Origin of the sequence: Aeromonas sp. ASNIH7 (genome assembly GCF_002903485.1) — a bacterium.
In the GTDB taxonomy this organism is placed as follows: domain Bacteria; phylum Pseudomonadota; class Gammaproteobacteria; order Enterobacterales; family Aeromonadaceae; genus Aeromonas; species Aeromonas caviae.
Genome location: NZ_CP026226.1, coordinates 765,120 through 789,174 on the forward strand (window position 1 = coordinate 765,120; position 24,055 = coordinate 789,174).

Consider the following 24,055-nt stretch of genomic DNA (forward strand, 5'->3'; position numbering starts at 1 on the left):
AACAGAGCACCATGCCGCCGCACGGTCTGTATCAGGCCCTGTCCAGAAGTGCCCGCACCGCTGCGACCTTGGCGCCGTCGGTGATGTTGACCCGGCCGTCGTCCGAGGTGCCCATGTTGACGTCACAGAGAGCGGCACCATGGCGCCGCACGGCCTGTATCAGGCCCTGTCCAGCAAAGCCCGCACCGCTGCGACCTTGGCGCCGTCGGTGATGTTGACCCGGCCATCGTCCGAGGTGCCCATGTTGACGTCAAAGAGAGAGGCACCATGGCGCCGCACGGCCTGTATCAGGCCCTGTCCAGCAGAGCCCGCACCGCCGCGACCTTGGCGCCGTCGGTGATGTTGACCCGGCCGTCGTCCGAGGTGCCCATGTTGACGTCACAGAGAGAGGCACCATGCCGCCACACGGTCTGTATCAGGCCCTGTCCAGCAGAGCCCGCACCGCTGCGACCTTGGCGCCGTCGGTGATGTTGACCCGGCCGTCGTCCGAGGTGCCCATGTTCACTCCATGGGGCACCATGCCGCCGCGCCAGCCCATGCCGGACATGTGCACTTCATTGACGCCGGTGAATTCGATGATGGTGCGCACGTTGTCGGCGTTGACCCCGGCCCCCGGCATCAGGCTGGCCCGTCCCGCCAGCGCCTGGTGCATGGCCTGCAAGGTTTCGAGCCCCGCCAGCGCGGTCGGCGCATGGCCGGAGCTCAGAATGCGCTCGCAACCCGCCGCGACGATCGTCTCGAGATCCAGCCGCCAGTCGGAGGAGAGATCGATGGCCCGGTGGAAGGTGACGCCGAGAGGCCCCGCCGCCTCGACCAGTTGCCGGAGCTTGCCTTCGGGTACCCGTCCATCTTCATCCAGCAGACCGACCACCACCCCTTGCAGGCCGGCAGCACGAGCGGCCGCGATATCCAAGAGCATCATCTCGAACTCGCCGTCGTTGAAGCAAAAATCTCCGGCGCGTGGACGGATCATGGCGTACACCGGCACAGTGGCGTGGCGGGCAGCCAGCTGCATAAAGCCATAGGAGGGAGTGAGGCCACCCAGCCCCAGCGCAGAGCAGAGCTCGATGCGATCGGCGCCGGCCGCCTGGGCGGTGAACAGGGATTCGAGGTTGTCGATACAGATTTCAAGACGGGTCATGATGACTCCTTGTTCGGGGAGATCAGACCCTCTGTCCGATCTCACAGATTGAGCAGGGCTGCACCGCGCACACCGCCGGCTCCACCGAAGCGGGCCTCGCGGATCGCCGGCAGGGCGACACCGGGCAGCAGGTGGCCGGGCAGACGTTTGGGCAACTCCTCATAGAGGGCTGGCAGGGCGCTCAGGCCGCCCCCCAGCACCACCACATCGGGATCAATCACCGAGATGGCGGTGGCGAGGCCAGCGGCGATGATCTCGAGCCAGCAGTCGATGGTCGAAAGGGCCGCCGCCTCACGGGCATCGGCACGGGCGACGATCTGGTGGCCGCTCACCCGTTCCCCATGAACATGGTGGTATAGCCGCTCCAGGCCCGTACCCGACGCATAGGTTTCGAAACAGACCAGGCGCCCGCAGCCACAGCGGGGACGGGGCAAATCCGGGTATTTCATCAGGATGGTGGCGGGCAGCGGGTAGTGACCTATCTCCCCCGCCAGCCAGTTGCGCCCCTGGATGAGCTTGCCCGCCAGGTAGACGGCGCCGCCGATGCCGGTGCCTATGGTGACGCCGAGGGCGCTGCCAGCACCGTCTGCGGCCCCCTGATGCACTTCCGACCAGAGGAAACAGTTGGCGTCATTGTCGACCTTGACCGGTCGGCCCAGCAGTTCGGCCAGATCCGCCCCCAGATGGCGGCCATGGATGGCGGGCAGGTTGGCCGCCACTATGCTCCCGTCAAGGCGATTGAGGATCCCCGGAAACCCGATGCCGACGACCCCTTTCACCCCGAAGCGCGCATCCGCCGCCTCGACCCGCTCGCGGATCAGCTGCTGCAACCCTTCGTAATCATTGCCGGGAGTGCTCATGCGCTCCTCGTGACAGAGATTCAAGGCGCCGTCATACACAGCGAACGCTATCTTGGTGCCGCCAATGTCAAATCCGTAGTACATGCCACACTCCCTTGCGGTGGACCCGGCCACCTCAGTCTGTCCAGATGGGGCACATTGTATTAATTCGCAAAAAAAATAAAGTGACCGAGGGCGAAAAACGGGAGCCAGCTCAAAGCAAACGGAACATTTGTCGCTGTTGGCAAGGTTGTCCGAGGCTCATCAGGGTGCGCTCCTGACCGTCGAACATGAAGCCGCGGCGCAGGTAGAATCCCTCGCCGATGTGATTGCCATCCAGCAGCCAGAGCCTGACGCACTCGCAACCGGCCCGGCGCATCTGCACCGCCACCGCCTGCCACAGCCGTTTGCCATGACCCTGACGCCAGTGATCGGGATGAAGGTAGAGCGCCCGGATCCGCGCCGTCATCAAGCCTTCCTCCAAGGAGGGCTGCCAGTAGAGCAGGCCGATGACCACGTCGTCCTGACAGACCAGCATGGGAACGGGGCCGGGCTCGGCGAGCCGATGTCGCCAGATCTGCAGGTGGTCGGTCACCGCCAACTGGGCCAGCATGTCGGCCCCCAGCACCTCCCCGTAGGCCGCCAGCCAGCTCGCCCGCTGCATCACCGTCATGGCGGCGGCATCGGCGGGACGCGCCAGGCGCAGGCTTACGCCTTGCACTGGGGAACCAGCCCTGATGCTTTCGCCTGCTGGTACAGGGGCTGCACTTCGGCCTGCTGGGCCTGCAGGTTGGCGATCCGGCTCTGGTCGCTGGGGTGGGTGGAGAGCAGCTGGGGCGGTGCCTTGCCACCGGAGGCGGCGCTCATGTTCTGCCACAGGGTGACGGCTTCGGCCGGGTTGAACCCGGCGCGGGCCATCAGCTCGAGACCGAGCCGGTCCGCTTCGCTCTCCTGGGTTCTGCCATAAGGCAGGGCTATCCCCACCTGGACCCCGAGGCCCAGGGCGGCCATGGTGGCAGCGCCCCCGAGGCTGTCGCTGCTGCCGATGGCGGCGTCCGCCACCGCCAGCCCGATACCGGTCAGCTGATCCCGGGAGAGGCGCTCGTTGGAGTGCTGGGCCAGCACGTGGGTCAGCTCGTGACCGATGACGGTGGCGAGCTGGTCCTGATTCTTGGCGACTTTCAGCAGGCCGCTGTACACGCCTATCTTGCCGCCGGGCAGGGCGAAGGCGTTGATCTCCTTGGAGTCGAACACCACCACCTCCCAGCTGGTGATGCCATAGCTGGCAGGCACCTGGGCGGTCACCGCCTTGGCCACGCAGCCCACATAGGCATTCATCCTGGCATCCGTGCTCACCTTCTCCTGCTGCTTCATCTGGGTGAAGGAATCGGCACCCAGCTGGTTCATCTGCTGGGGGGAGAAAAGCAACATCTGGTTGCGACCGGTCGGTGACTGGGCGCAGCCGGCCAGCAGGGCGCTGCACAAGGCCGTCAGGGCCAGTCTGGAGAGGGAAGATGCGCGCATGAGAGGGTCCTTTGCCGTGAAGTTGCCCTATTCTCGGAAATGCCGCCGCCCGGCGCAAGCCGGGCGCTGCGCCCTGCGACCAAAAAGATCCTGGGGCGCACCAATGAAAACGAGCCCGCATGGGGCTCGTTTTTCTGCAAGGGCATGTTCTGTTACATGATGCCCAGCTTCTTCAGGTCGGCCTGAACCACCTTGGCCGGGACCGGCACATAGCCGTCCTTGGCAACGATGGTCTGGCCCGCCTTGGAGAGCATCATCTTCACAAACTCCTGCTCCATCGGGGAGAGCGGCTTGTTCGGATGCTTGTTCACGTAGACGTACAGGAAGCGCGACAGCGGGTACTTGCCGGTGATGGCGTTGTCGGAGTTCGCCTCGATGAAGGTCTTGCCATCCTTGGAGAGCGGAACGGCGCGCACCCCGGAGGTGACGTAGCCGATACCGGAGTAGCCGATGCCGTTCAGGGAGGAGGAGACGGACTGTACCACGGAGGCGGAGCCCGGCTGCTCGTTCACGCCGCTCTTGAAGTCACCGTTGCACAGGGCGTGTTCCTTGAAGTAACCGTAGGTACCGGACACGGAGTTGCGACCGAACAGTTGCAGATCCTTGCCGGACCAGCTGCCGTCCAGACCCAGATCAGACCACTTGGTGGCCGCCTTGGCTTCGCCGCACTTGAGGGTGCTGGAGAAGATGGCGTCGATCTGCGACATGGTCAGCCCCTTGATGGGGTTGTCCTTGTTGACGAACACGGCCAGGGCATCGACGGCGACGCGGATGGCGGTCGGCTTGTAGCCGTAGCGCTTCTCGAATGCCTCCTCTTCACCGGCCTTCATGGCGCGGCTCATGGGGCCAAACTGGGCGACGCCCTCGGTCAGGGCAGTCGGTGCAGTGGAAGAACCGGCGGCCTGGATCTGCACGTTGACGTTGGGATACATGCGCTTAAATTCTTCGGCCCACAGGGTCATCATGTTGGCCAGGGTGTCCGAGCCGACAGAGGACAGGTTGCCCGAGATGCCGCTGGTCGGTGTGTATTCCGGCAGGTCTTTATCCACACCGGCAGCCAGAGCGCTGACAGAAAACAGGGTTGCTGCGGTGAATCCGATGACACCAGCCAGTTTGTTGAGTTTCATCCAATCTCTCCAAGTCCAAGGTTGCAGAAGGCAATCGTCAGGTTGACGTCTAACGTGGTTGACACCCGATCGCAATGATCCGTGGGCCAGCACCACTCCTTCTCCAGTGTTACAGAAGGTCCGTTCTTTAAGACGGCGCCAGTATCTGGCCTGGCAGTGACAAATTTATGGAATTTATATGACACTTTGATGACATGGGCCGAGAGTGGCCCGGATGAAAAAAGGGCTGCGATGCAGCCCTTCTCTCGTTGCTAACACATTGACACAAAATATTATTTCACCAGCACCATGCGGGCGGGAATGAGAAAGCTGAAGCGGCTGCCCGCACCGACCCGGCTCTCGATATCGAGATGGGCATCGTGATGACTCAGGGCATGCTTGACGATGGCAAGGCCGAGCCCGGACCCTCCGGTGTGGCGCGAGCGGGCCTTGTCGACCCGATAGAACCGCTCGGTGAGCCGCGCCAGATGCTCGGGGGGGATCCCCTCCCCCTCATCCTGCACCGCAAACAGCGCCATGCTCCCCTGCTTGCGCCACTCCACGGTGATCTTGCGCCCCGCCGGGGTGTAGTGGATGGCGTTGTAGACCAGGTTGGAGACGGCGCTGCGCAACTGATCCTGATCTCCGCGCACCAGCAGATTGGGCTGAACCATGAAGACGATCTCGTGGGCCCGCTCGCCGGAGAGCGCCCGCGCCTCCTGCTCCAGCAGCCCCAGCATGGCGGGCATGTCCACCAGATGGGAGAGATCCACGGTGGGCGCCGCCTCGATGCGCGACAGGGTGAGCAGCTGGTTGACCAGATTGTCCATGCGGATCGTCTGCTCCATCATCACCTTGTGCGCCTTGGCCCACATGGCGGGGGGCGGCGGCTCCTCGGTCATCTCCAGATACCCCTTGAGCACGGTGAGGGGGGTGCGCAGCTCGTGAGAAACGTTGGAGACGAAGTGCTTGCGCGTCTTCTCCAGGCTGCGCAGCCGGGTCACGTCCCGCACCACCAGCATGGCCTGGTCCTCCGCATAGGGCATGATGCGAAATTCGAGGAACTTCTCCTCGTTGATGGGGGAGTGCATCTCGAACGGCTCGTCATACTGCCCCTTGCCCAGATAGGCGACGAAGGCGGGGTGACGGATCAGGTTGCCGATGTGCTGGCCGGCATCCTCGGGCCAGCGAAAGCCGAGCAGTTGCTCCGCCAGCCGGTTGCACCAGAGGATGCTGCCGTCGGTGCGAAACACCACGGCCGCATCGGGCAGCGCCTCCGCCCCTTCCCGAAAACGGCGGATGAGGCCCGCCAGCTCCCGGCGCCGGGCCCGGTGACGCTGCTGCAACTTGTAGATACCGTTGAAGATGTGCTCCCAGCTGCCGCTGCCGTGGGGCGGCACCAGGCTGCGATCGTGCCACAGCCAGTCCGACAGCCGCTTCTGGAAGCGGTAGTGCCAGACCAGGTGCACCACCGTGGCCACCAGCAGGCAGAGAACGAGATGATCGATTAACCAACCTACCAAGACGAAGGGGCTGTAGAAGAACGCCATTCGCCACAACTGTCGCCGCCAGGCGTAAGGTTGCAACATTAAGATCTCCTAGAGACAGCAAAGAGCCGGGTCCAATGCCCGCCGGCAGGGGCTGGCGGCACTGGCCCTGACCTAGAGACGGGTCGAGAAGCGGTAGCCGGCCCCGCGCACCGTCTGGATCAATCTGTCGTGCCCCGTCTCTTCGATGGCCTTGCGCAGGCGGCGAATGTGCACGTCCACCGTCCTGTCCTCGACATACACGTTGGTACCCCAGACGTTGTTGAGCAACTGTTCGCGGCTGTAGACCCGCTCGGGGTGGGTCATGAAGAAGTGCAGCAGCTTGAATTCGGTCGGCCCCATGTCGAGAGCCTTCTCCTCGGCACTGACCCGGTGGGAAACGGGATCCAGCTTTAGCCCCTGCACCTCGATCACCTCGTCCACCGAGGTGGGAGAGACACGGCGCATCACGGCGTGCAGGCGGGCGGTGAGCTCCTTGGGGGAGAAGGGCTTGGTGATGTAGTCGTCGGCACCGGCCTCGAGCCCGCGCACCTTGTCCTCTTCCTCGCCCCGGGCGGTCAGCATCACCACCGGGATCTGGCGAGTCATCTCATCCTGCTTGAGCTGCTTGAGGAACTGGATACCACTGCCACCTGGCATCATCCAGTCCAGCACGATGAGTTCGGGGTAGGGTTCGCGCACCTTTGCCAGTCCATCGGCGTAATCTTCAGCTTCTACTGTTTCATATCCCTTCTGCTCAAGCACGAAGCAGAGCATTTCGCGGATCGGTGCCTCGTCCTCGACCACCAGAATTCGCTTAGCCATATCCCTTCTCTCTCCTCTGTGAAGATGGGTGCGCCAATTATTAGAACTTTCTGTGACACTTTTATGACTTTATGACGGGCGGGATGATAAACGTTTTCAGATTCAGTTGGCAGCAGCGAGTTGCAGCAGGTCCCAGCGATTGCCACTGATGTCCTCGAACACCACCACGGTGCCGTAGGGTTCGAGGCGCGGCTGTTCACAAAAATGAACGCCATAGGCCTGCATCCGCTCGTAATCGCCCCAGAAGTCGTCGGTCTCGAGAAACAGGAAGACCCGACCGCCCCCCTGGCGACCGATGGCGGCGCGCTGCTCCTCGTTGGCCGCGCGGGCCAGCAGCAGGGCGGAACCGGGAGCCCCCTTGGGTGCGACCCGCACCCAGCGTTTGCCCGGTTTGCCCGGCTCGTCGAGGGGGGTGTCTTCCAATAGCTCGAAGCCCATTCCCCGGGTGAAGAAGGCGATAGCCTCGTCGTAATCCGCCACCAGCAGCGTCAGGGCGCCAATGTGTTGTGCCATGGCATCTCTCCTCGGATGGATGATGGGGCGCATGATAGCCCCGCCCGGCCATGGGCTCCAGCGCCGGTTCAGTCGGGCGCCACCTCCACCCGGTTGCGACCATTCTGCTTGGCCTGATAGAGCGCCTCGTCGGCCCGCTTGAGCGCCTGCTCCAGGCTATCCTTGCGCCGCTCGGCCACCCCGAAGGAGGCGGTGATCCTGAGCCCGAGGGGCCAGCCTCTGTACGCCTCGAGCGCCGCTCTCAGCCGCTCCGCCAGGGCGGCGGCCCGTCCCTCGTCGTAATGGAGACAGACCAGCACGAACTCCTCCCCGCCCCAGCGCACCAGGCGGCACAGGCTGTCACAATGGCGCAGCAGCTCGCTCACCATGTGCTTGAGCACCTCGTCCCCCATGGGGTGGCCGTGGGTGTCGTTGACCCCCTTGAAGTGATCGATGTCGATATAGATGAAGGAGAGCGGCATCTCGCCGAGCTCGCTCAAGAGCTTCTCCCCCCCGAGCCGGTTGAGGGCCCCGGTCAGGGGATCGTAGCGGGCCTCCTCCTCGGTGCGGCGGTTCTGCTCGCTCAGGCTCTGGCTGAGGGCCTCCGCCGCCAGCCGCGCCTCACGGGCCTTGCGCAGCCGATCCCCCATCCACAGGTACTGGATCAGGAACAGCAATATCCCGTAAATCAGCCAGCCCAGCAGCAGCTGGCGGTAGAAGTCTCCCGGCTTGCCCCAGCGGCCATAAAACTCCATCGTCTCCAGGATCAGCCGGTAGTCCCCGGGTTGCATCTTGTCGTCGGTGGCAAGCTCGATGGCATAGACATGGTGCAGATCCGGGCCCTGCTGCGCCAGCGGGATCCGGTACTGCTGCACCCACCAGGAGCTGGGGGCGAACACCTTGAGGGGAACGTCCTGGATGCGGCCGTAATCGTCGGGGCGAAAGAGCACCTCGTTGAACTTGTGGGAGATCTCGTCCCCGGCGATGGAGTAGGCGGGATCATAGTTGCGCAGATAGAGGCGCCAGCTCTGCGACCCCTCCCCTTCCACCCGCAACTTGACCCGCACGCCATCGAAATGGGAGAGATCCATGCCCCGCTCCGGCGCAGAGAGGGTCAGGATCAGCTCGCAGAAGGGGGAGGCGTAGCCCGCACGCAGCCGGCAGTCGATGGCCGGCTTGTCGCCATCGGCCATCAGCGTGGTGACCGAGTGGCCCCCCTGGCTGCGATCATCCTGGGCCCTGGCGGCGATGCCGGCCTGGCTCAGGATGTCCAGCCGCCGCTCGGGGCCGAACTCGAACGCCAGTATGGCCAGCAGGCTGCTGAGCAGCAGGCTCCAGAACAACAGATTGGTCATGCGGGAATAGGATGGGGTCATGGCAATCACACCTGAAAAAGAGCTTTTACTCTACACCTTGTGATTCCGCACCGTGCTGATCCAGATCCAAGGTTATTACACGCGCCCTCATGGGCGCAGGGGCATGGGTCGGCTCAGTCGCCTACCATCTGCCGGGTTGATTCCTGTCGGCATTGCACCGCAAGAGGCGGACGCCAGCTCCGGGGGAAGCGGCTTCCCGATGTCATCATTCCTTTCACCACTGAGCACTACATGCCATTGAAAAATAAAGAAAAATCATCGCAGTGCCCCAGTCTACACAAGCGCTGGACGGCGCGACACCCTTCACCCCTCCTCCCGCAGTGCCCGATAGAGGGTAGTGCGACTGATGCCAAGACGGCGCGCCGCCTCGCTCACGTTGCCGCCGCACTCTGCCAGGGTCTGCTGCACCCGCTGCCGACTCTGCTCGCGCAGGGTACTCCCTCCCAAAGGTGAGCTCTGCCCCCCCTCCACGGCGGGCAGATGCAGATGGGCAGGTTCAATCCAGCCCTGCCCCTCTGCCAGTACACAGGCCACCTCCAGCGCCTGTTTGAGCTGGCGCACGTTGCCGGGCAGAGGGTGAGCCAGCAACCGCTGCTCCGCCTCCCGGCTCAGTTGTAGCGCCGGGTCCATCTGGGCGAGCAGGTTCAGGATCAACCCCTGACGCTCGGGCACCGACCAGGCCCGCAGGGGTGCCAGTTGCTGGCGCCAGCCGCAGATGCGGTAGTAGAGATCTTCGCGAAAGGTGCCGGCCGCCACCATGGCCGCCAGATCCCGATGGCTGGCGCTGACCAGCCAGAAATCCACCGCCTCGGGTCTGTGGCTGCCTACCGGGGTGACGACGCGCTCCTGCAACACCCGCAGCAGCCGGGTCTGGGCCTGGAGCGGCAGCTCGCCAATTTCATCCAGCATCAGGATGCCGCCGTGGGCGGCGCGCAGATAGCCCTGGCTGCCCTGGCTGCGGGCACCGCTGAAGGCCCCCCCACGTAGCCGAACAGCTCGGCCTCCACCAGCTCCGCCGGCAGGGCGCCGCAGTTGACGCACACCAGAGGGCGCTCCCGACGGCTCGATCTGGCGTGCAGGGTGCGCACCAGGTGCTCCTTGCCGCTGCCGGTCTCCCCCTCGATGAGCAATGAGATGCCCCGCTCCAGCATCTTGAGCGGCACCTGCTGCGCCTGCGATCCCCCCTCCTCAACCGCGCTCGGCAGGGGGAGCCTGGCGGCGCGCTCCCCCGCCTCCGGCACCAGCCGCAGGCCGCGGCGCTCGCGCAGCAACTGCTGACCGTCGAAGGGGTGCTGGCCGAGCCAGAGCCGACCGGCCCGGTTGGCCCCGAGCAGCTCGCCCCCTTCCCCCAGCAGCAGGCGGGCAGACCAGAGACTCTGGGGATCGAGATCCACCAGCCAGCCCGGCTGGCGGGCCAGCAGGGCGTTTTCCAGGGTCATGGCCAGGAGGCGCACGGTGCCCAGCATGTCGCCCCCGTGGTGGGCCGCATCGGTGGAGATGTCGAGCACGCCGAGCAGTTGCCCGTCCGGCCCGAGCAGGGGGCAGGCGCTGCAACTGAGAAAACTGTGCTGGGCGAAGAAGTGCTGCGCCCCCAGCACCTGCACCTCGCTCTGCTCGGCCAGCGCGGTGCCGATGGCGTTGGTGCCCTTGCTCGCCTCCCCCCAGCGGGCGCCGCTGCGCAGGAAGATCCGCTCGGCATGGCGGGCAAACCGGTCGTCTCCGCTCACCGCGAGGATGGCCCCCTCGCCGTCACACAACAGCAGACGACAGGGTCTCCCCGCCAGCAACTGGCCAAAGAGCGGCAGCACGAAGCGCTGGAAGCAGGCGATGAGCGTCCTGTGCTGCTCCTGGCGAGCCGACAGCTCCCCCTGGGGCAGCAAGTCCAGCTCGGCGCTCTGCTGGCGGCTCAGCCCCTGATGCAGGCAGCGCTCCCAGGAGCGCTGGATTGGGCTGGCACCGGATTGAGGCAACTCGCTCATCACACCTCCTTCTACACACTCGCAAATAGGGCCGCCTTGGGGGAGCGCCTTCATCACGTCTCCTGTTCACAAACGGCACAGTGTCACACCCGATGTTCAGAAACGGCACAGTTCGGGGGCCGTCCTGGGGGGCACTGGTTAACCAAGATACCCCTTGGCACCCCGTTTGATAACGTTTTTGCAACCTTTTTCTGTAGAGCGCCACCCGCTGGCACGCCCCTTGCGATGACAGGAAGCAACCGGACTGCCCGCCAGGCCGGTCAGGACCACACACACATAAGGATGATGAGATGATTTATACCGCTCCCGGTCAGGCAGGTGCCCTGGTCAGCTTCAAATCCCGTTATGACAACTTCATCGGTGGCGACTGGGTGGCGCCGCGCGCCGGCCGCTATTTCGAGAACATCTCGCCGGTGGATGGCCGGGTATTCTGCGAGGTGGCCCGCTCCGACGCCGCCGACATCGAGCTCGCCCTGGACGCGGCCCACAAGGCGTTCGCCAGCTGGAGCAAGACCAGCGTCACCGAGCGCAGCAACCTGCTGCTGCGCATCGCCGATCGCATCGAACAGAACATTGAAGTGCTCGCCGTCGCCGAGACCTGGGAGAACGGCAAGGCGGTGCGCGAGACCCTGGCCGCCGACCTGCCCCTGGTGGTGGATCACTTCCGCTACTTCGCCGGCTGCATCCGCGCCCAGGAGGGCTCCGCCGCCGAGCTGGACCAGAACACCGTCAGCTACCACTTCAAGGAGCCCATCGGCGTGGTCGGCCAGATCATCCCGTGGAACTTCCCCCTGCTGATGGCCGCCTGGAAGCTGGCCCCGGTACTGGCGGCCGGCTGCTGCAGCGTGCTCAAGCCCGCCGAGCAGACCCCGGTCACCATCATGCTGATGATGGATCTCATCAAGGACATCCTGCCCCCCGGCGTGGTCAACGTGGTCAACGGCTTCGGCGCCGAGGCGGGCCAGGCGCTCGCCACCAGCAACCGGATCCAGAAGCTGGCGTTTACCGGCTCCACCGAGGTGGGCGCCCATATCCTGCGCTGCGCCGCTGACAAGCTGATCCCCTCCACCGTGGAGCTCGGTGGCAAGTCCCCCAACATCTACTTCGCCGACGTGATGCAGCACGAGAGCAGCTACATCGACAAGGCGGTGGAAGGGATGCTGATGACCTTCTTCAACCAGGGGGAGGTGTGTACCTGCCCCTCCCGCGCCCTGGTGCAGGCCAGCATCTATGACGACTTCATGGACCGGGTGCTGGCCCGCGCCCGCACCATCGTGCAGGGCAACCCCCTCGACACCACGACCCAGGTGGGGGCCCAGGCGTCCCGCGAGCAGTTCGACAAGATCCTGAGCTACATGGAGATCGGCCGCGGCGAAGGGGCCAAGATGCTGCTGGGCGGCGGCCCGGCCAAGGTGAGCGGGCTGGAGGGGAGCTTCTACATCCAGCCCACCATCTTCTCGGGCCAGAACAAGATGCGGGTGTTCCAGGAGGAGATCTTCGGGCCGGCGCTCGGGGTCACCACCTTCAAGGACGAGGCGGATGCCCTGGCCATTGCCAACGACACCCAGTACGGGCTGGGGGCGGGCCTGTGGACCCGGGACAGCAATCTGGCCTGGCGCATGGGGCGCGGCATCCAGGCCGGCCGGGTCTGGGTCAACTGCTACCACGCCTACCCGGCCCACGCGGCCTTTGGCGGCTACAAGAAGTCGGGGATCGGTCGCGAGACCCACAAGATGATGCTGGACCACTACCAGAACACCAAGAACCTGCTGGTGAGCCACGACATCAACCCCCTCGGCTTCTTCTAAGCCCATCCCGTGATCCACAAGGGCGCCTGCGGGCGCCCTTTTTCATGCGGTTCAGGCCACGGGTTGGCCCAGCTGCTGGCGATAGCGCTGGGGGGCGCAGCCCTGTTCGCGCTGGAACATGGCGATGAAAGCCGAGGTGGAGGCGTAACCGAGGCGCCAGGCGATCTCCTGCACCGGCATCTCGCCCCGCAACCAGTCCAGCGCCTTCACCAGCCGCAGCCGGGTGCGCCACTGGCCGAGGCTCATGCCAAGCTCCTTCTGGCAGCGCCGCGCCAGGGTGCGCTCCGTGGTGTGCAGCGCCCTGGCCCACTCCACCAGCGTGCGGTTGTCCTCCGGCGCCGCCTGCAATGCCGCCAGCAAGGGTGCCAGCAGGCGATCCCGGCTCTGGGGCAGGTAGCTCGGCTGGCAACGGGTGCGGGCCAGCTTCTCGATGAAGAGCTCACCCTGACGGGCATCCCACTCATCCTCCATGTGCCCGACCCGGCGCTGGGTGAAGTCCTCCAGCAGGGCCCGCAGCAAGGGGGTGAGGGCCAGCAGCTGGGGGGCTCGTGGCAGGCGCGGTGCCAGGGCGTGGCTCACGTAGATGGAGGTGTAATCCAGGGTCTGCTCGTTGAAGGCGGTGTGGGGCAGGTTCGCCGGCACCCAGATGAGGTAGTCCGGGGGCGCCACCAGCCGCTCTCCCCCCACCTCCACCACCATGACCCCCAGGCTGATGAGGCTGAGCTGACCCCAGGGGTGGGCGTGCTCGGCGCAGGCGTTGCCCCCCTGGATCTGGCTGTAGCGAAAGTAGAGGGGGTTGGGGTCGGCCAGCAGGCGATCTTGCTCGGCCAGGGTGAGGGTGCCCATGCAGATTGTCCCAAAGCGGTTATGACATGTCTTATTTACGCTACTTACCTCGTTCAAGACAAGGCTAGACTCTCCCCATCGTACCAAGGAGTGCCTATGCCTTTTCTCTTCCCCCTGCTCGCCATCCTGATCTGGGCCGCCAATACCGTGGTCTCCAAGGCCGCCGCCGGCGTGCTGGATCCCGCCGCCATCTCCTTCTATCGCTGGGTGATCGCCGCCCTCGCGCTCTCCCCCTTCTGCCTGCCGCAGCTCTGGCGCCGCCGGGCCGACATCCGCCCCTGGCTCGGCAAGCTGCTGGTGCTCTCCCTGCTCGGCATGGTGCTCTACCAGTGCCTCGCCTACTACGCCGCCCACAGCACCTCGGCCACCAACATGGGGGTCATCGGCTCCCTGCTGCCCCTGCTCACCCTGCTCATCGGGGCCTGCTGCTTTGGCCAGAAGCCGGGCAAGCAGGCGCTGCTCGGCATGAGCCTCTCCCTGTTCGGGGTGCTCTGGCTGCTGGGTCAGGGCAATCCCCTGGCACTGCTGCACAGCGGCATCAACCCCGGCGACGGCATGATGCTGCTGGGGGCGGCCAGCTATGCCCTCTATGGCCTGCTGATCCGCCGCTGGCAACTGCCGTTCGGCCCCTGGCTCAACCTCTACCTGCAGATCCTGCTGGCGGTGCTGCTGCTCATCCCGGTGGCCCTCTCTGCCGACTCCCTGGCCATTCCCGCCCAGGGCTGGAGCATGGTGCTGTTCGCCGGCCTCGCCTCCTCCATCTTCGCCGCCTACTGCTGGATGCGCGGCCTCGCCACCCTGGGGGCGGAGCGCACTTCGGTCTTCATGAACCTGATGCCCCTGTGCACGGCCCTCATCGCCGTCATCACCCTGGGGGAGCCCATCCACGGCTATCACCTGCTGGGGGGCGGCCTCATCCTGACCGGGGTCATGCTCTCCCAGCTCAAGCCGAGGGTACGCCGTCCTCTGCCGGAAGGGGCTTGAGCCGGCCAGCACCATGAAAGAAGGGAGCCTCGGCTCCCTTCTTGCTGCCCTCGTCAGGGCACACCTGACCTTTTCGTCAGGGTGGCGTCTCCTCCTTAATCCCTGCCCCCCCGCCCCTTGTCATGGGCGGCGAAGGCGCTGCGGGCCGCACTGATGCCATTCATGCAGGCGGGCACTCCGGCATAGACGGCGACCTGGAGCAGGATCTCGATGATGGTCTCCCGGCTGACCCCCACATTGAGGGCGGCCCGGATATGGAACTCGAGCTGTCCGGGCGCCGTGCCCATTCCCATCAGGGTCGCCACCGTGAGCATCTCGCGGGTGCAGAGATCGATGCCGGGACGGGCGAGCACATCGGCAAAGGCAAACCCCAGCACCAGCTCGGCAAGCTCCGGTGACAGGGCATCCAGGCTGGCGGCGACCCGCGTGGGCGCCTGGGGATCGAGCCGGGCCAGCAGCGCGAACGCCCGTTCACGGCGATCCGTGTGCGAGCCGCTCATGCGTTCACCCCCTTCATCCCCTCGGCGGTATAGCGCTCCCCCGCCACCGGCAGGGTCCGGATGGCCTGTCCCAGGGCCCCGAGCTCCGCTGGGGAGAGGCGCACCGAGAGGGCGCCGAGGTTATCCTCAAGGTGGGTCAGGCGCCGGGTGCCGGGGATGGGCACTATCCCCTCCCACTGCGCCAGCAGCCAGGCCAGGGCTATCTGCGCCGCCGAGCATCCCTTCTGCTGCGCCAGGGCCATGACCGCCTGCACCAGGGTGCGGTTGGTGGCGAGGTTCTCCCCCTGAAAGCGCGGCAGACCGGCCCGAAAATCCCCCTCCTCGAACACCGCCTCCTGCTGGTAACGCCCGGTCAGAAACCCGCGCCCCAAGGGGGAGTAGGCCACCAGACCAATCCCCAGCTCCCGGCAGGCGGGCAGCACCGCCGCCTCCACCTCCCGCGTCCAGAGGGAGTATTCGGTCTGCACCGCCGCCACCGGGTGCACGGCATGGGCGCGCCTCAGGGTGGCCTCGCTCACCTCGCACAGACCGATGCGGGCTATCTTGCCCTCCTGCACCAGCTGCGCCAGCCCGGCCATGGTCTCCTCGACGGGATGGGCCGAATCGAGGCGGTGCACATAGTAGAGATCGATCTGCTCGATGCCGAGGCGGCGCAGGGAACCCTCGCAGCTCTGGCGTGCATAGCGGGCGCTGTTGTCGAGGGTACGCCTGTACTCCCCGTGCTGGCGCACGATGCCAAACTTGGTGGCGACCTTCACCTGCCCCCGCCGGGTCGCGAGAAAACGCCCGATCAGCGCCTCGTTGTGGTGGGGGCCGTACATGTCGGCGGTGTCGAGCAGGTCGATGCCCCGCTCCACCGCCTCCGCCAGCACCCGCAAGGACGTCTCATCGTCCCGCGGCCCGTAGAATTCGCTCATCCCCATGCAGCCCAGCCCCAGGGCAGAGACCTGCAGGTTGGCTCCCAGTGTTCGTCGTTGCATCGCATTTTCTCCCTGACAAGTTGCAGGGGAGTATGGTCTTCCGAAAATGAATGAGATATAGAGATAACTGGCAACCTATTTTCCGATTATGGAAACACTATGCACGATCCCCTGCTCTGGGACGACGCCCGCGTCTTCCTGGCCATCGCCCGCAGCGGCACCCTGAGCGGTGCCGCCCACGCCCTTCGCATGGGGGTGGCCACCGTCTCCCGGCGCCTGGACAGGCTGGAGGCGGCCCTCGGCCTGCCCCTGTTCAGCCGCCACCAGCAGGGCTATCGCCTGACCGACGACGGGGAGGCCCTGCTTGAGCGAGCCGAGGCGCTGGAACATGCGGGACTGGCCTTTGGCGAGGCGGGGCAGTTGCAGGGACAGGTGGCCGGCACAGTGCGCCTCGCCACTGCCGAGAACCTGGCCAATCCCCTCATCATCCCCTCCCTGCCGACGCTCTTTGCCCAGCACCCCGAGCTGAGGGTAGAGCTGGTCACCGGGGTGCAGACGGTGAACCTGCACCGGCGCGATGCCGATCTCGCGGTGCGCATGGTCAAGCCCGATGCCGGCCACCTCACCCTGCGGCGCCTGGGCACCCTGGGCTTTGGCCTCTACGGGACCGGCGCCTACCTGGATGCCCGCAGCCCCGGGGTGGATGCCGCCAGCTTCGATCAGGATGACTTCATCGGCTGGAACGAAACCCAGAGCCACCTGCCCGCAGCCAGATGGATGACCCGCATGCTGCGCGGCCGCCCCTGCCGGGTGGAGACCGGCACCCTGGCGGCCCAGCTCGCCGCCGCCCAGGCCGGTCTGGGGCTCGCGGTGCTGCCCCACTACCTGGCCCGCCAGACGGATCTGGTCTGCCTGCTGCCGGAGCTCGGGGTGGATCAGCCCATCTGGCTGGTGCTCCACAGCGATCTCGCCCACTCCCGGCGGGTGCGGGCCGTGGCGGATCACCTCATCGCCCTGTTCGAGCGCGCCCGTACCGCCCTGCACCCCTTCTCGGGCGACCCCAGATAGAGCGGGCCGGGTCGCATCGGGGCGAAACAAAAGGGAGCTCAAAGGCTCCCTTTTATCTGCGCGGCCTGCGCAGCATGGTGTGCGCGGCCTCTTCGGCGTTGTGCCCGCGACGGGGTCACGACTCCCGGCGCCAGTGGTAGCGCCGCTCCGGGCGGCCGCGCTGGCCGTAGCTGAGCTCCACGTCCAGCCGATCTTCTGACTCCAGAAACTCCAGGTAGCGGCGGGCCGTGGTGCGACTCAGGGAGAGGCGCAGGGCCACGGTGTCGGTGGAGAAGGTGTTGTCCGGCTCCCCCGCCAGCAGATCCAGCACCTGGCGCAGGGTGATGGCGTCGATCCCCTTGGGGGTTTCCCGCGCCTCCCGCCCCTGGTTGCGCGCCTTGCCCATCAGGCGGTCCAGGTCGCTCTGGGCCAGCTCCCCCGGCTCGCAAAGGCGGCGATGCAGGACCAGGATCTCCTCCAGGCTCTGCTGGATGCGAAACAGCCGCAGCGGCTTGATGACGTAGTCCTGCACGCCCAGGTTGAGGGCCTGCTGTATGGTCTCCACGTCGCAGGAGGCGGTCACCATCATCACCATCACCTCCCGGTTGTGGCTGCGCAGCCGGCTCACCCACTCCAGGCCCGAGCCATCGGGCAGGGAGATGTCGACCATCAGCAAGCGGGGCTCGCTCCCCGCCATCAGGCGATCCGCCTCGGCCAGGGTGCCGGCCCGCCCCATCAGGGAGAACCCGGCCGTGGAGGAGACCAGCTCCCCCAACATGGCGCCTATCCGCTCGTCATCCTCGATAATCAGCGTGAAGATTGGCTTCATGACTTACACCAATTGGTTTTTATTCAAATAGATACCAAACAGGGTCGTCTGCTCGGCGGTGCGGCGCCATTCTATCACGCCCCCCCGCCTGGCCACCGTCTTCTTGACCAGGAAGAGGCCGACCCCGTGATCCCCGGTCTGGCGGCTGACACCGTAGTCGAACAGGTGATCCGCCAGCGCCTCGTCCACCCCCTCGCCACTGTCCTCCACCTCGATCACCAGCCGCCGCCCCAGATCATCGAGGGAGAGCAGCACCCTGGGAGCGGCGTGCTCGCGGTTCCCCCAGGCGGCGCGAATGCCGTTGTCCAGCAGGTTGCCGATGCAGGTGATGAGATCCGCCGACACCTCGGCCGGATACTCCCCGAGGGCCGACCCCGCATCCAGCACCAGCTCCACCCCCAGCTCCCGCGCCCGGCTGAACTTGCCGAGGATGAGCCCGGCCACCGGCTTGTTCTCGATGACCCGCAGCAGATCCTGCAACATGTTCTGGCAGGCTTCGTTCTCCTGCTGGATGAGGTCTACCGCCTGCTCCACGTGGCCGAGCTGGAGCAGACCGGAGAGGCTGCTGAGCTTGTTGGCGAATTCATGGGTCTGGATGCGCAGCATCTCGCCGTACTGGCGCAGGTGGGTCACCTGCATGCCCAGGCTGCCGGTGCCGTCTGGCCGGCTGAAGATGAGCATGCGCCCCGGCTCGCGACCGCTGAGCTCCTGCCAGTGGCCGACGAAGTCATCCCCCTGCACGGTGAACCTGACCGCCCCCCCTTGCTGCAACGTGGGCACGAGGCCGGGGGCCAGCTCCGCCAGGGAGCGGCCCAGCAGGGCGTGGCGCCCGGTGCCGGGCAGTCGCAACTGATAGAAGGCTGCGCTGTTGAGCATGGTGATCCTGTGCTGGTTGTCCAGGGCCACTATCCCCTCCGAGATCCCCTCCAGCACCAGATCCTGCTGGGCGAAGCGATTGGCGATGGTTTCCGGCTCCAGATCCAGCAGGGTGCGGCGCAGCAGGTGCTGCACCCAGAGCGCCAGCAGCAGGCCGCACCCCAGCACCGCTGCAATGGCGCCGACCAACAGGGCGATCCGCTCCTGATAGGTGCCCTCCACGGTGCGCATCAGATAACCCACCGCCACCGCGCCGATGGCCTGGCCATCGGGCCCCACCACGGGAGCGAAGCAGCGGATGGCGGGGCCCAGGGTGCCCACGTCCCGGGAGCAGTAGCTCTCGCGCGACTGGAGTGCAGGCCAGATGTCCTCCCCCCGGAAGGTCTGGCCCACCAGCTCGGGCGAGGGGTGGCTCAGGCGCCTGGCATGTTCGTCGGTCACCACCATGTAGGCGGCATCGGTGCGGCTGCAGATCCCCTGCACATAATCCCGCAGCCCGGGATCGCTCCCCTTCTCCAGGGCCTGGACCACCCGGCTGTCCGCCGCCAGCACCCGGGCCAGATCGCTCCCCTTCTCCTTCAGGTTGTTCTCCAGCAGGTGGCGCATGAAGAGGGCGAGCAGACAGCCCAGGATCAGGATCAGCAGCAGTGACAAGCCAAGCGAGAGGGTGACTAGCTGGTGGCGCAGTTTCATCGTTCAACCTTGCAGCGGACGGGAAAGCCCAGGGTGAGGGTGTCGCCCCGCCGGGTCAATGGCCAGCCTGGCGCACCTCAAAGGTGGCCACTCTAACGCCTCCTCCGGCCGTTGTCGGTTAGCTGGCCCGCAAAGCCATATAAAAACTTAAACACCACGGCCCGGGCAAAAAACCTGAACGTGAGCTGTATCACACTATTTACTTAGCCTGCGAAATAAATATAATGCTTCGCAAGCTAAGTAATTGAGGTGCCCGTCATGAAAAAGGATCTGGAGATGTTGCGAGAACTCTCCCTCGCCGAGCAGCTGGGGCGATTGCACCGGCTCTGGCGCACCGTGGCCGATCTCGAGCTGGCGCCTCTGGGGCTCACCCATCCCCGCTGGACCGCCCTGTGGAAACTCAGCCGCCTCGGCGGCCACCTCAGCCAGAAGACCCTGGCCGAGGCCCTGGAGATAGAGCTCCCCTCCCTGATGCGGACCCTGGGTCAGCTCGAGGAGCAGGGGCTGATCGAGCGCCATTGCTGCAGCCAGGACAAGCGGGCCCGCATCGTCACCCTGACCCCGGCGGGCAAGGCGCTGCTCGATCAGATCGAGGGCCGCATCATCGCCGTGCGCCGGGAGCTGCTCACCGGCATCAGCCAGCAGGAGCTGGCCCAGTTTGAAGACATTGTGCACCGCATCTCCGCCAACGCCCTCGGCAAGATAGCCGCACAGCACGAAGAGAGAGAATAAGATGACACCGGATCAACAATTCAAGCGCTGGATAAAGTGGGCCATCGTCTGCTTCGTCCTGGTGTTTGGCTACTTTCTGCTGGCCGACATCAAGATGCCCCTGACCCCCCAGGCCATGGCCACCCGGGTCGTCACCCGGATGGCCCCCCAGGTCAGCGGCAAGGTGGTCGAAGTCGCCGTCGCCAACAACCAGCACGCCAAGCAGGGGGATCTGCTGTTCGCCCTCGACCCGGAACCCTTCCAGCTCGCCGTGGATCAGGCCAGGCTCGCCCTGGATCAGGCCAGGCAGCAGAACCGCCAGCTGGACGCGACCCTGACCGCCTACGAAGCGGAGTACAGCTCGCTGCGCACCCAGGCCGACCAGAAACAGCGGGAAGCGGCGCGCATCGACGCCCTCTACCGCCGTCACATGGTCTCTGAACAGCAGAAAGATGACGCCGACAGCGCCGCCCGCACCGCCCGTGCCAACCTGCTCGGCAGCCAGGCCCGGGTAGAGCAGGCCCGCGTCAACCGCGGCTTGCCAGGGGAAGACAACCTGCTGCTGCGCCAGGCCCGCAACCGCCTCGCCCAGGCCGAGCTCAACCTCGCCTACAGCCGGGTTCATGCGAGCCAGGACGGCATCATCACCAACCTGCAGCTCAAGCCTGGCAGCGTGGCCAATGCGGGCTCCCCCCTGCTGGCCCTGGTCTCCGAGCAGGTGGACGTGATCGCCGATTTTCGCGAGAAGAGCCTGCGCCACGTCAGCGCCGGCAGTCAGGCCCTCGTCGCCTTCGACGGCGAGCCCGGTCGTCTCTATCCTGCCCGCGTCGCCAGCCTGGATGCCGGGGTCAGCGCCGGCCAGTTTGACGCCAACGGCCAGCTTGCGAACCCCGTCGAGTCCGATCGCTGGGTGCGGGATGCCCAGCGCCTGCGCCTGCACCTGACCCTGGAGCAACTGCCCGCCCACCTGCCGGCCGGGGCTCGCGCCACGGTGCAGCTGCTGCCGGACAACACCCTGACCGGGCTGCTGGCCCGCGGCCAGATCCGTCTGCTCAGCCTGCTGCACTACATCTATTGAGATGATGACCATGAACCTGTGGCACAGACCCCTCACCCCCAACGAACTGCGCCAGTGTCTGCGCATCGCCTTTGGCTGCACCCTGGGGTTTGTGCTGTGCAAGATCTTCGGCTGGAGCAACGGGGTCTTCTTCACCGTCACCCCGGTGCTGCTGCTCGGCCTGGTGCCGGTGATGAACGGTCACGCCGCCCGCCAGCTCATCGCCTCCGCCGCCATGTGCGGTCTGGAAGTGGGACTGCTCGGCGGCCTGTTTGGCGGCCACCCGGGGCTCATGACCCCCCTGGTCTTTTTGCTCTTCCTCTACCGTTTCGCCGCCATGTCCCGGGGCAGCCTGTTCCTGTTCGGTGCCAACGGGGTGCTCAGCCTCAGCATCATGCTGCACTTTGCCAGCTACCCCGGGATTGATCTGAACGACCTCATCTTCAGCAACCTCTGGGCCAGCGTCCTGTCGGTGCTCATCGCCTATCTGATGACGGCCCTCATTCCGGATGTGGAGGAGCGCCCCAGGCCGGCCCCCTCCCCCAAGGCGCCGCACCGGATGCGCCACGAAGCCCTGCTGGGAGCGTCCATCGCGACCCTCTCGTTCCTGGTGTTCCAGATCTTCGATCTGCGCGACTCCATGTCCGCCCAGGCCACCACCCTGCTGCTGCTCTTCCCCATGCACTGGAACGGCGCCCTAGACTATGCCCGCAAGCGGGCCATGGGCACCCTGCTGGGGGTGAGTTTCGGCATCCTGGGGCAACTGGTGCTCTATGACTGGTCCGGCTTGCTGCTGCTGGTGACCCCGGTGCTCTGGCTCGGTGCCATGCTGTTCAGCTATGCCCATGTGAAGGAGGCGAGCGGCTCCGGAGTCGGCTTCGGTGCCCTCACCACCCTCGGCATCCTGTTCGGCCAGTACCTGACCCCGGGCAACGACCTGGTGTTCAGCGCCCTCTATCGGGTGAGCAGCATCCTCTTTGCCATCGTGGTCACCCTGCTCGCCTGCTACCTCATCCACCGGCTGCTCAATCGCTTCGAGGCGACACGGTTCGGCCACTGACCCTTTTCTGCAGCCATTGGATGGCTCCCTTTCGCCCCGCTTGCCTGCCGGGGCGTTTTTTTGCCTGCCCCACGGACCAGAGGGAGACGGACGCATCCCGACGCAGGGCTCCTGCCACGAGGTTGCAGTTGTGCCTCATCCTGTTAGGCTCAAGGCCATATGACACCGTTGTGAGGATCAAACATGAAACACGCCAAGCTCTTTCTACTGGGGGCGGGCGCCATCACCCTGCTCGGCGGCTGCGATCTGGGCAGCGGCAAGCTGGGAGTGACCGGCGGCGATCCCGTCACCTATCTGTGTGAACAGAACCAGAAAGTGCAGGTTCGCTACTTCTCCCTCTCGGACGAGAGCCTGAACTTCGTCAAGCTCTCCCTCCCCGATGGCAAGGATTACACCCTGCCACAGGCGGTTTCCGCCTCCGGCGCCCGCTATACCGACGATCACGAGGTGGTCTGGTGGAACAAGGGCAAGGAGGGGTTCGTCGAGATGCGTGATGACGCCGGGGAGTGGCAGAGCCGCTACAACGACTGCAAGGAGCAGTGATCCGCGCCGTCATGGCACACAGCCCACACGAAACACCCCGGCCTGGCCGGGGTGTTTGTCATTTCACTTCCACTTCAAATCGGGCCACAACCCGAGCCGGAATGGCTTGCTGATTCTGCTCCGATGGCCGGTAGCGCAGCTGCGCCAGCCCGGAGATGGCGATGAGATCCAGCACGCCGGGAGGCTGGGACTCCAGTACCTCTGGGCTGAACAGCGTGCCATTGGAATCGATGAGGTAGCGAAGGGTCACATACCCCTTGACCGGCCTCTTCGCCGGCAGCCCCCCGACCGGGTTAAAACTGATGGCATCCCCCACCAGCACCCAGTATTCGGGCAGCGTTTCCCAGGTGACATCCACCGGAGGCTGATTCAGCTTGGCGGTGGGGCTGGCACAGCCCCCGAGCAGGGCCAGGGCGGCCCACAGAAACAACCCTTTCACACGCACTGACATTCCCTCTTCGTTGTATCGCTCGATTCCATGAGCGACGCGCCAGTGTCAGGCAAAGGGGCTCATCCGGGAAGCCCCCATCTGGCAGGCAAAAAAAAGCCAACCCCGGAGGGCTGGCCTTGTGATCTCTCACGGCTCAGGCGCGCTTGTCGCTTACCACCAGCCAGAGGGCATGAACCATGCCGGGCAGACCGCCCAGCAGGGTCAGCACTATGTTGATGAGGAAATGGAGGCTGAAGCCTACCTGGATAAAGGCGCAGACCGGGGGGAGAAAGATGGCCAGCAGGATCTTGAGCAGATTGTTCATCGGGATTCCTCGTGTAAACAGCACTTGGGGTTGGCCTAACCATAAACACCCAAAGCCTCAACTGCAAACCAGACAGGGGATCCGCTCTCCTCCTTTCCGCCAGGCGTTGAGGTCGTGAACCATCTGGTTGCTGCTGCCACGCCAGAGCAGACCGGGATCCGCCAGGGCCTTCTCGAACCTGCCATCCACCAGCACGTCCAGCAAGGCCACCAGCTCCCGCTGGGCCGGGCTGAGATCGGCCAGCAGATAGCCGGTCCAGCACCAGATGTCCTTGCCGGGGCACTCGGCCCGCACCCGCTTCACCAGCGCCAGCACATGCGGCACGTTGGCGGGGTGGAGCGGATCGCCGCCGGAGAGCGACAGTCCGCGCCGCTTGATGCGGCTGTCGTTGAGATCGTGAATGATGCGATCGCTCATCGCCTCATCGAACGGCTTGCCCCCATCGAGCCGCCAGGTGCTCTGGTTGTAGCAGCCGGGACACTGGTGCTCGCAACCCGACACGAACAAGGTGGCGCGGGTGCCTGGGCCGTTGATCACATCGACCGGGTAGTACTGGTGGTAGTGCATTCGAGTTCTCTGGGTTAACGGCCAACCCCCTCCCAACCTCCCCCTTCGAAA

At 65.5% G+C, this 24,055-nt stretch carries 26 protein-coding genes and 2 pseudogenes; 7 read left to right on the forward strand and 21 right to left on the reverse strand.

The features are described 5' to 3' along the window. Window positions 1–31: 31 nt before the first annotated feature. From C2U47_RS03390 to C2U47_RS03450, 13 genes and pseudogenes are all read right to left on the reverse strand, one after another. Window positions 32–151, reverse strand: a complete 120-nt coding sequence (locus C2U47_RS03390) for a copper homeostasis protein CutC (protein WP_080769920.1) — start codon at window positions 149–151, stop codon at window positions 32–34. Window positions 152–159: 8 nt separating this feature from the next. Continuing rightward, window positions 160–252, reverse strand: a pseudogene (locus C2U47_RS03395) (copper homeostasis protein CutC); the annotation flags it as partial. A gap of 35 nt (window positions 253–287) precedes the next feature. Continuing rightward, on the reverse strand, window positions 288–407 hold the full coding sequence (locus tag C2U47_RS03400) for a copper homeostasis protein CutC (RefSeq protein ID WP_081843953.1): 120 nt from the start codon (window positions 405–407) through the stop codon (window positions 288–290). A gap of 8 nt (window positions 408–415) precedes the next feature. Further along, window positions 416–1,141 carry a copper homeostasis protein CutC gene (locus C2U47_RS03405; protein WP_043152365.1) on the reverse strand — a complete coding sequence of 242 codons (726 nt, stop codon included), beginning with the start codon at window positions 1,139–1,141 and terminating at the stop codon, window positions 416–418. Between the two features lie 41 nt (window positions 1,142–1,182). Continuing rightward, window positions 1,183–2,085, reverse strand: a complete 903-nt coding sequence (locus C2U47_RS03410; RefSeq protein ID WP_041214715.1) for an ROK family protein — start codon at window positions 2,083–2,085, stop codon at window positions 1,183–1,185. Between the two features lie 109 nt (window positions 2,086–2,194). After that, window positions 2,195–2,701 (reverse strand): GNAT family N-acetyltransferase, encoded by a 507-nt coding sequence (locus tag C2U47_RS03415; RefSeq protein WP_039039287.1) that lies wholly within the window; start codon window positions 2,699–2,701, stop codon window positions 2,195–2,197. Beyond that, window positions 2,689–3,504, reverse strand: coding sequence for a M48 family metallopeptidase (locus C2U47_RS03420; RefSeq protein WP_010673474.1), 816 nt, complete (start codon window positions 3,502–3,504; stop codon window positions 2,689–2,691). Before C2U47_RS03420 ends, C2U47_RS03415 begins: the two co-directional genes overlap by 13 nt. Before the next feature lie 152 nt (window positions 3,505–3,656). Then, window positions 3,657–4,631 (reverse strand): PstS family phosphate ABC transporter substrate-binding protein, encoded by a 975-nt coding sequence (locus C2U47_RS03425; protein WP_010673473.1) that lies wholly within the window; start codon window positions 4,629–4,631, stop codon window positions 3,657–3,659. A gap of 272 nt (window positions 4,632–4,903) precedes the next feature. Then, entirely contained in the window at window positions 4,904–6,199 is a 1,296-nt protein-coding gene (phoR, locus tag C2U47_RS03430; protein ID WP_010673472.1) for a phosphate regulon sensor histidine kinase PhoR, read from the reverse strand. Window positions 6,200–6,271: 72 nt separating this feature from the next. Further along, window positions 6,272–6,961 (reverse strand): phosphate regulon transcriptional regulator PhoB, encoded by a 690-nt coding sequence (phoB, locus tag C2U47_RS03435; RefSeq protein ID WP_010673471.1) that lies wholly within the window; start codon window positions 6,959–6,961, stop codon window positions 6,272–6,274. Between the two features lie 102 nt (window positions 6,962–7,063). Next, complete coding sequence (locus C2U47_RS03440) at window positions 7,064–7,474, reverse strand: VOC family protein (RefSeq protein ID WP_010673470.1); 411 nt, start codon at window positions 7,472–7,474, stop codon at window positions 7,064–7,066. 68 nt (window positions 7,475–7,542) lie between these two features. After that, a complete protein-coding gene (locus tag C2U47_RS03445) occupies window positions 7,543–8,829 on the reverse strand; it encodes a GGDEF domain-containing protein (RefSeq protein WP_043152359.1) in 1,287 nt (428 codons plus the stop codon). Window positions 8,830–9,132: 303 nt separating this feature from the next. Further along, window positions 9,133–10,808, reverse strand: a pseudogene (locus C2U47_RS03450) (sigma-54-dependent Fis family transcriptional regulator). Window positions 10,809–11,098: 290 nt separating this feature from the next. Here C2U47_RS03450 and exaC point away from each other — a divergent pair. After that, the gene (exaC, locus tag C2U47_RS03455) at window positions 11,099–12,616 is read left to right on the forward strand and encodes an acetaldehyde dehydrogenase ExaC (RefSeq protein ID WP_103261449.1); all 1,518 of its coding nucleotides are present in this window, start codon (window positions 11,099–11,101) and stop codon (window positions 12,614–12,616) included. A 51-nt stretch (window positions 12,617–12,667) separates the two neighbouring features. Here the strand turns inward: exaC and C2U47_RS03460 are convergent, their stop codons facing one another. Beyond that, on the reverse strand, window positions 12,668–13,462 hold the full coding sequence (locus tag C2U47_RS03460) for an AraC family transcriptional regulator (protein ID WP_103261450.1): 795 nt from the start codon (window positions 13,460–13,462) through the stop codon (window positions 12,668–12,670). 96 nt (window positions 13,463–13,558) lie between these two features. Between C2U47_RS03460 and C2U47_RS03465 the strand changes: the two genes are divergently transcribed. Continuing rightward, on the forward strand, window positions 13,559–14,446 hold the full coding sequence (locus C2U47_RS03465; protein WP_010673465.1) for a DMT family transporter: 888 nt from the start codon (window positions 13,559–13,561) through the stop codon (window positions 14,444–14,446). Between the two features lie 95 nt (window positions 14,447–14,541). On the opposite strand, the gene C2U47_RS03470 is transcribed toward C2U47_RS03465, so the two are convergent. Next, on the reverse strand, window positions 14,542–14,946 hold the full coding sequence (locus C2U47_RS03470; protein ID WP_039039282.1) for a carboxymuconolactone decarboxylase family protein: 405 nt from the start codon (window positions 14,944–14,946) through the stop codon (window positions 14,542–14,544). Next, complete coding sequence (locus C2U47_RS03475; RefSeq protein WP_103261451.1) at window positions 14,943–15,926, reverse strand: aldo/keto reductase; 984 nt, start codon at window positions 15,924–15,926, stop codon at window positions 14,943–14,945. Before C2U47_RS03475 ends, C2U47_RS03470 begins: the two co-directional genes overlap by 4 nt. Before the next feature lie 99 nt (window positions 15,927–16,025). On the opposite strand from C2U47_RS03475, the gene C2U47_RS03480 reads away from it, so the two are divergent. Beyond that, entirely contained in the window at window positions 16,026–16,934 is a 909-nt protein-coding gene (locus C2U47_RS03480) for a LysR family transcriptional regulator (protein ID WP_043152344.1), read from the forward strand. Between the two features lie 115 nt (window positions 16,935–17,049). On the opposite strand, the gene C2U47_RS03485 is transcribed toward C2U47_RS03480, so the two are convergent. Together C2U47_RS03485 and C2U47_RS03490 are read right to left on the reverse strand one after the other, a co-directional pair. Further along, window positions 17,050–17,742, reverse strand: a complete 693-nt coding sequence (locus C2U47_RS03485; protein ID WP_043152342.1) for a response regulator — start codon at window positions 17,740–17,742, stop codon at window positions 17,050–17,052. Window positions 17,743–17,745: 3 nt separating this feature from the next. Beyond that, a complete protein-coding gene (locus C2U47_RS03490; protein WP_043152340.1) occupies window positions 17,746–19,311 on the reverse strand; it encodes an ATP-binding protein in 1,566 nt (521 codons plus the stop codon). 258 nt (window positions 19,312–19,569) lie between these two features. Here C2U47_RS03490 and slyA point away from each other — a divergent pair, with 258 nt between their 5' ends. From slyA to C2U47_RS03510, 4 genes are all read left to right on the forward strand, one after another. Next, complete coding sequence (slyA, locus tag C2U47_RS03495; protein WP_010673459.1) at window positions 19,570–20,043, forward strand: transcriptional regulator SlyA; 474 nt, start codon at window positions 19,570–19,572, stop codon at window positions 20,041–20,043. Window position 20,044: 1 nt separating this feature from the next. After that, window positions 20,045–21,100: an HlyD family secretion protein gene (locus tag C2U47_RS03500; protein ID WP_103261452.1), complete on the forward strand. Its 1,056-nt coding sequence runs from the start codon at window positions 20,045–20,047 to the stop codon at window positions 21,098–21,100. A gap of 10 nt (window positions 21,101–21,110) precedes the next feature. After that, on the forward strand, window positions 21,111–22,139 hold the full coding sequence (locus C2U47_RS03505) for a DUF2955 domain-containing protein (RefSeq protein ID WP_010673457.1): 1,029 nt from the start codon (window positions 21,111–21,113) through the stop codon (window positions 22,137–22,139). 183 nt (window positions 22,140–22,322) lie between these two features. Then, on the forward strand, window positions 22,323–22,682 hold the full coding sequence (locus tag C2U47_RS03510; RefSeq protein WP_010673456.1) for an MliC family protein: 360 nt from the start codon (window positions 22,323–22,325) through the stop codon (window positions 22,680–22,682). Window positions 22,683–22,740: 58 nt separating this feature from the next. Here the strand turns inward: C2U47_RS03510 and C2U47_RS03515 are convergent, their stop codons facing one another. The 3 genes from C2U47_RS03515 to nrdG form a co-directional block, all read right to left on the reverse strand. Then, a complete protein-coding gene (locus C2U47_RS03515) occupies window positions 22,741–23,133 on the reverse strand; it encodes an energy transducer TonB (protein ID WP_010673455.1) in 393 nt (130 codons plus the stop codon). A 133-nt stretch (window positions 23,134–23,266) separates the two neighbouring features. Then, window positions 23,267–23,437: a YqaE/Pmp3 family membrane protein gene (locus tag C2U47_RS03520; RefSeq protein ID WP_010673454.1), complete on the reverse strand. Its 171-nt coding sequence runs from the start codon at window positions 23,435–23,437 to the stop codon at window positions 23,267–23,269. Between the two features lie 57 nt (window positions 23,438–23,494). Beyond that, entirely contained in the window at window positions 23,495–24,004 is a 510-nt protein-coding gene (nrdG, locus tag C2U47_RS03525) for an anaerobic ribonucleoside-triphosphate reductase-activating protein (protein WP_010673453.1), read from the reverse strand. Window positions 24,005–24,055: the final 51 nt, after the last annotated feature.

Excerpts from the sequence above, each read along its gene's own strand:
- C2U47_RS03480 (WP_043152344.1), top strand. The coding sequence starts at position 16,026 with ATGCACGATCCCCTGCTCTGGGACGACGCCCGCGTCTTCCTGGCCATC.
- slyA (WP_010673459.1), top strand. The coding sequence starts at position 19,570 with ATGAAAAAGGATCTGGAGATGTTGCGAGAACTCTCCCTCGCCGAGCAG.
- C2U47_RS03505 (WP_010673457.1), top strand. The coding sequence starts at position 21,111 with ATGAACCTGTGGCACAGACCCCTCACCCCCAACGAACTGCGCCAGTGT.
- exaC (WP_103261449.1), top strand. The coding sequence starts at position 11,099 with ATGATTTATACCGCTCCCGGTCAGGCAGGTGCCCTGGTCAGCTTCAAA.
- phoR (WP_010673472.1), bottom strand. The coding sequence starts at position 6,199 with ATGTTGCAACCTTACGCCTGGCGGCGACAGTTGTGGCGAATGGCGTTC.
- C2U47_RS03475 (WP_103261451.1), bottom strand. The coding sequence starts at position 15,926 with ATGCAACGACGAACACTGGGAGCCAACCTGCAGGTCTCTGCCCTGGGG.
- C2U47_RS03420 (WP_010673474.1), bottom strand. The coding sequence starts at position 3,504 with ATGCGCGCATCTTCCCTCTCCAGACTGGCCCTGACGGCCTTGTGCAGC.
- C2U47_RS03465 (WP_010673465.1), top strand. The coding sequence starts at position 13,559 with ATGCCTTTTCTCTTCCCCCTGCTCGCCATCCTGATCTGGGCCGCCAAT.
- C2U47_RS03405 (WP_043152365.1), bottom strand. The coding sequence starts at position 1,141 with ATGACCCGTCTTGAAATCTGTATCGACAACCTCGAATCCCTGTTCACC.
- C2U47_RS03500 (WP_103261452.1), top strand. The coding sequence starts at position 20,045 with ATGACACCGGATCAACAATTCAAGCGCTGGATAAAGTGGGCCATCGTC.
- C2U47_RS03445 (WP_043152359.1), bottom strand. The coding sequence starts at position 8,829 with ATGACCCCATCCTATTCCCGCATGACCAATCTGTTGTTCTGGAGCCTG.
- C2U47_RS03410 (WP_041214715.1), bottom strand. The coding sequence starts at position 2,085 with ATGTACTACGGATTTGACATTGGCGGCACCAAGATAGCGTTCGCTGTG.
- C2U47_RS03440 (WP_010673470.1), bottom strand. The coding sequence starts at position 7,474 with ATGGCACAACACATTGGCGCCCTGACGCTGCTGGTGGCGGATTACGAC.
- phoB (WP_010673471.1), bottom strand. The coding sequence starts at position 6,961 with ATGGCTAAGCGAATTCTGGTGGTCGAGGACGAGGCACCGATCCGCGAA.
- C2U47_RS03510 (WP_010673456.1), top strand. The coding sequence starts at position 22,323 with ATGAAACACGCCAAGCTCTTTCTACTGGGGGCGGGCGCCATCACCCTG.
- C2U47_RS03425 (WP_010673473.1), bottom strand. The coding sequence starts at position 4,631 with ATGAAACTCAACAAACTGGCTGGTGTCATCGGATTCACCGCAGCAACC.
- C2U47_RS03515 (WP_010673455.1), bottom strand. The coding sequence starts at position 23,133 with ATGTCAGTGCGTGTGAAAGGGTTGTTTCTGTGGGCCGCCCTGGCCCTG.
- nrdG (WP_010673453.1), bottom strand. The coding sequence starts at position 24,004 with ATGCACTACCACCAGTACTACCCGGTCGATGTGATCAACGGCCCAGGC.
- C2U47_RS03490 (WP_043152340.1), bottom strand. The coding sequence starts at position 19,311 with ATGAAACTGCGCCACCAGCTAGTCACCCTCTCGCTTGGCTTGTCACTG.
- C2U47_RS03485 (WP_043152342.1), bottom strand. The coding sequence starts at position 17,742 with ATGAAGCCAATCTTCACGCTGATTATCGAGGATGACGAGCGGATAGGC.
- C2U47_RS03470 (WP_039039282.1), bottom strand. The coding sequence starts at position 14,946 with ATGAGCGGCTCGCACACGGATCGCCGTGAACGGGCGTTCGCGCTGCTG.
- C2U47_RS03520 (WP_010673454.1), bottom strand. The coding sequence starts at position 23,437 with ATGAACAATCTGCTCAAGATCCTGCTGGCCATCTTTCTCCCCCCGGTC.
- C2U47_RS03460 (WP_103261450.1), bottom strand. The coding sequence starts at position 13,462 with ATGGGCACCCTCACCCTGGCCGAGCAAGATCGCCTGCTGGCCGACCCC.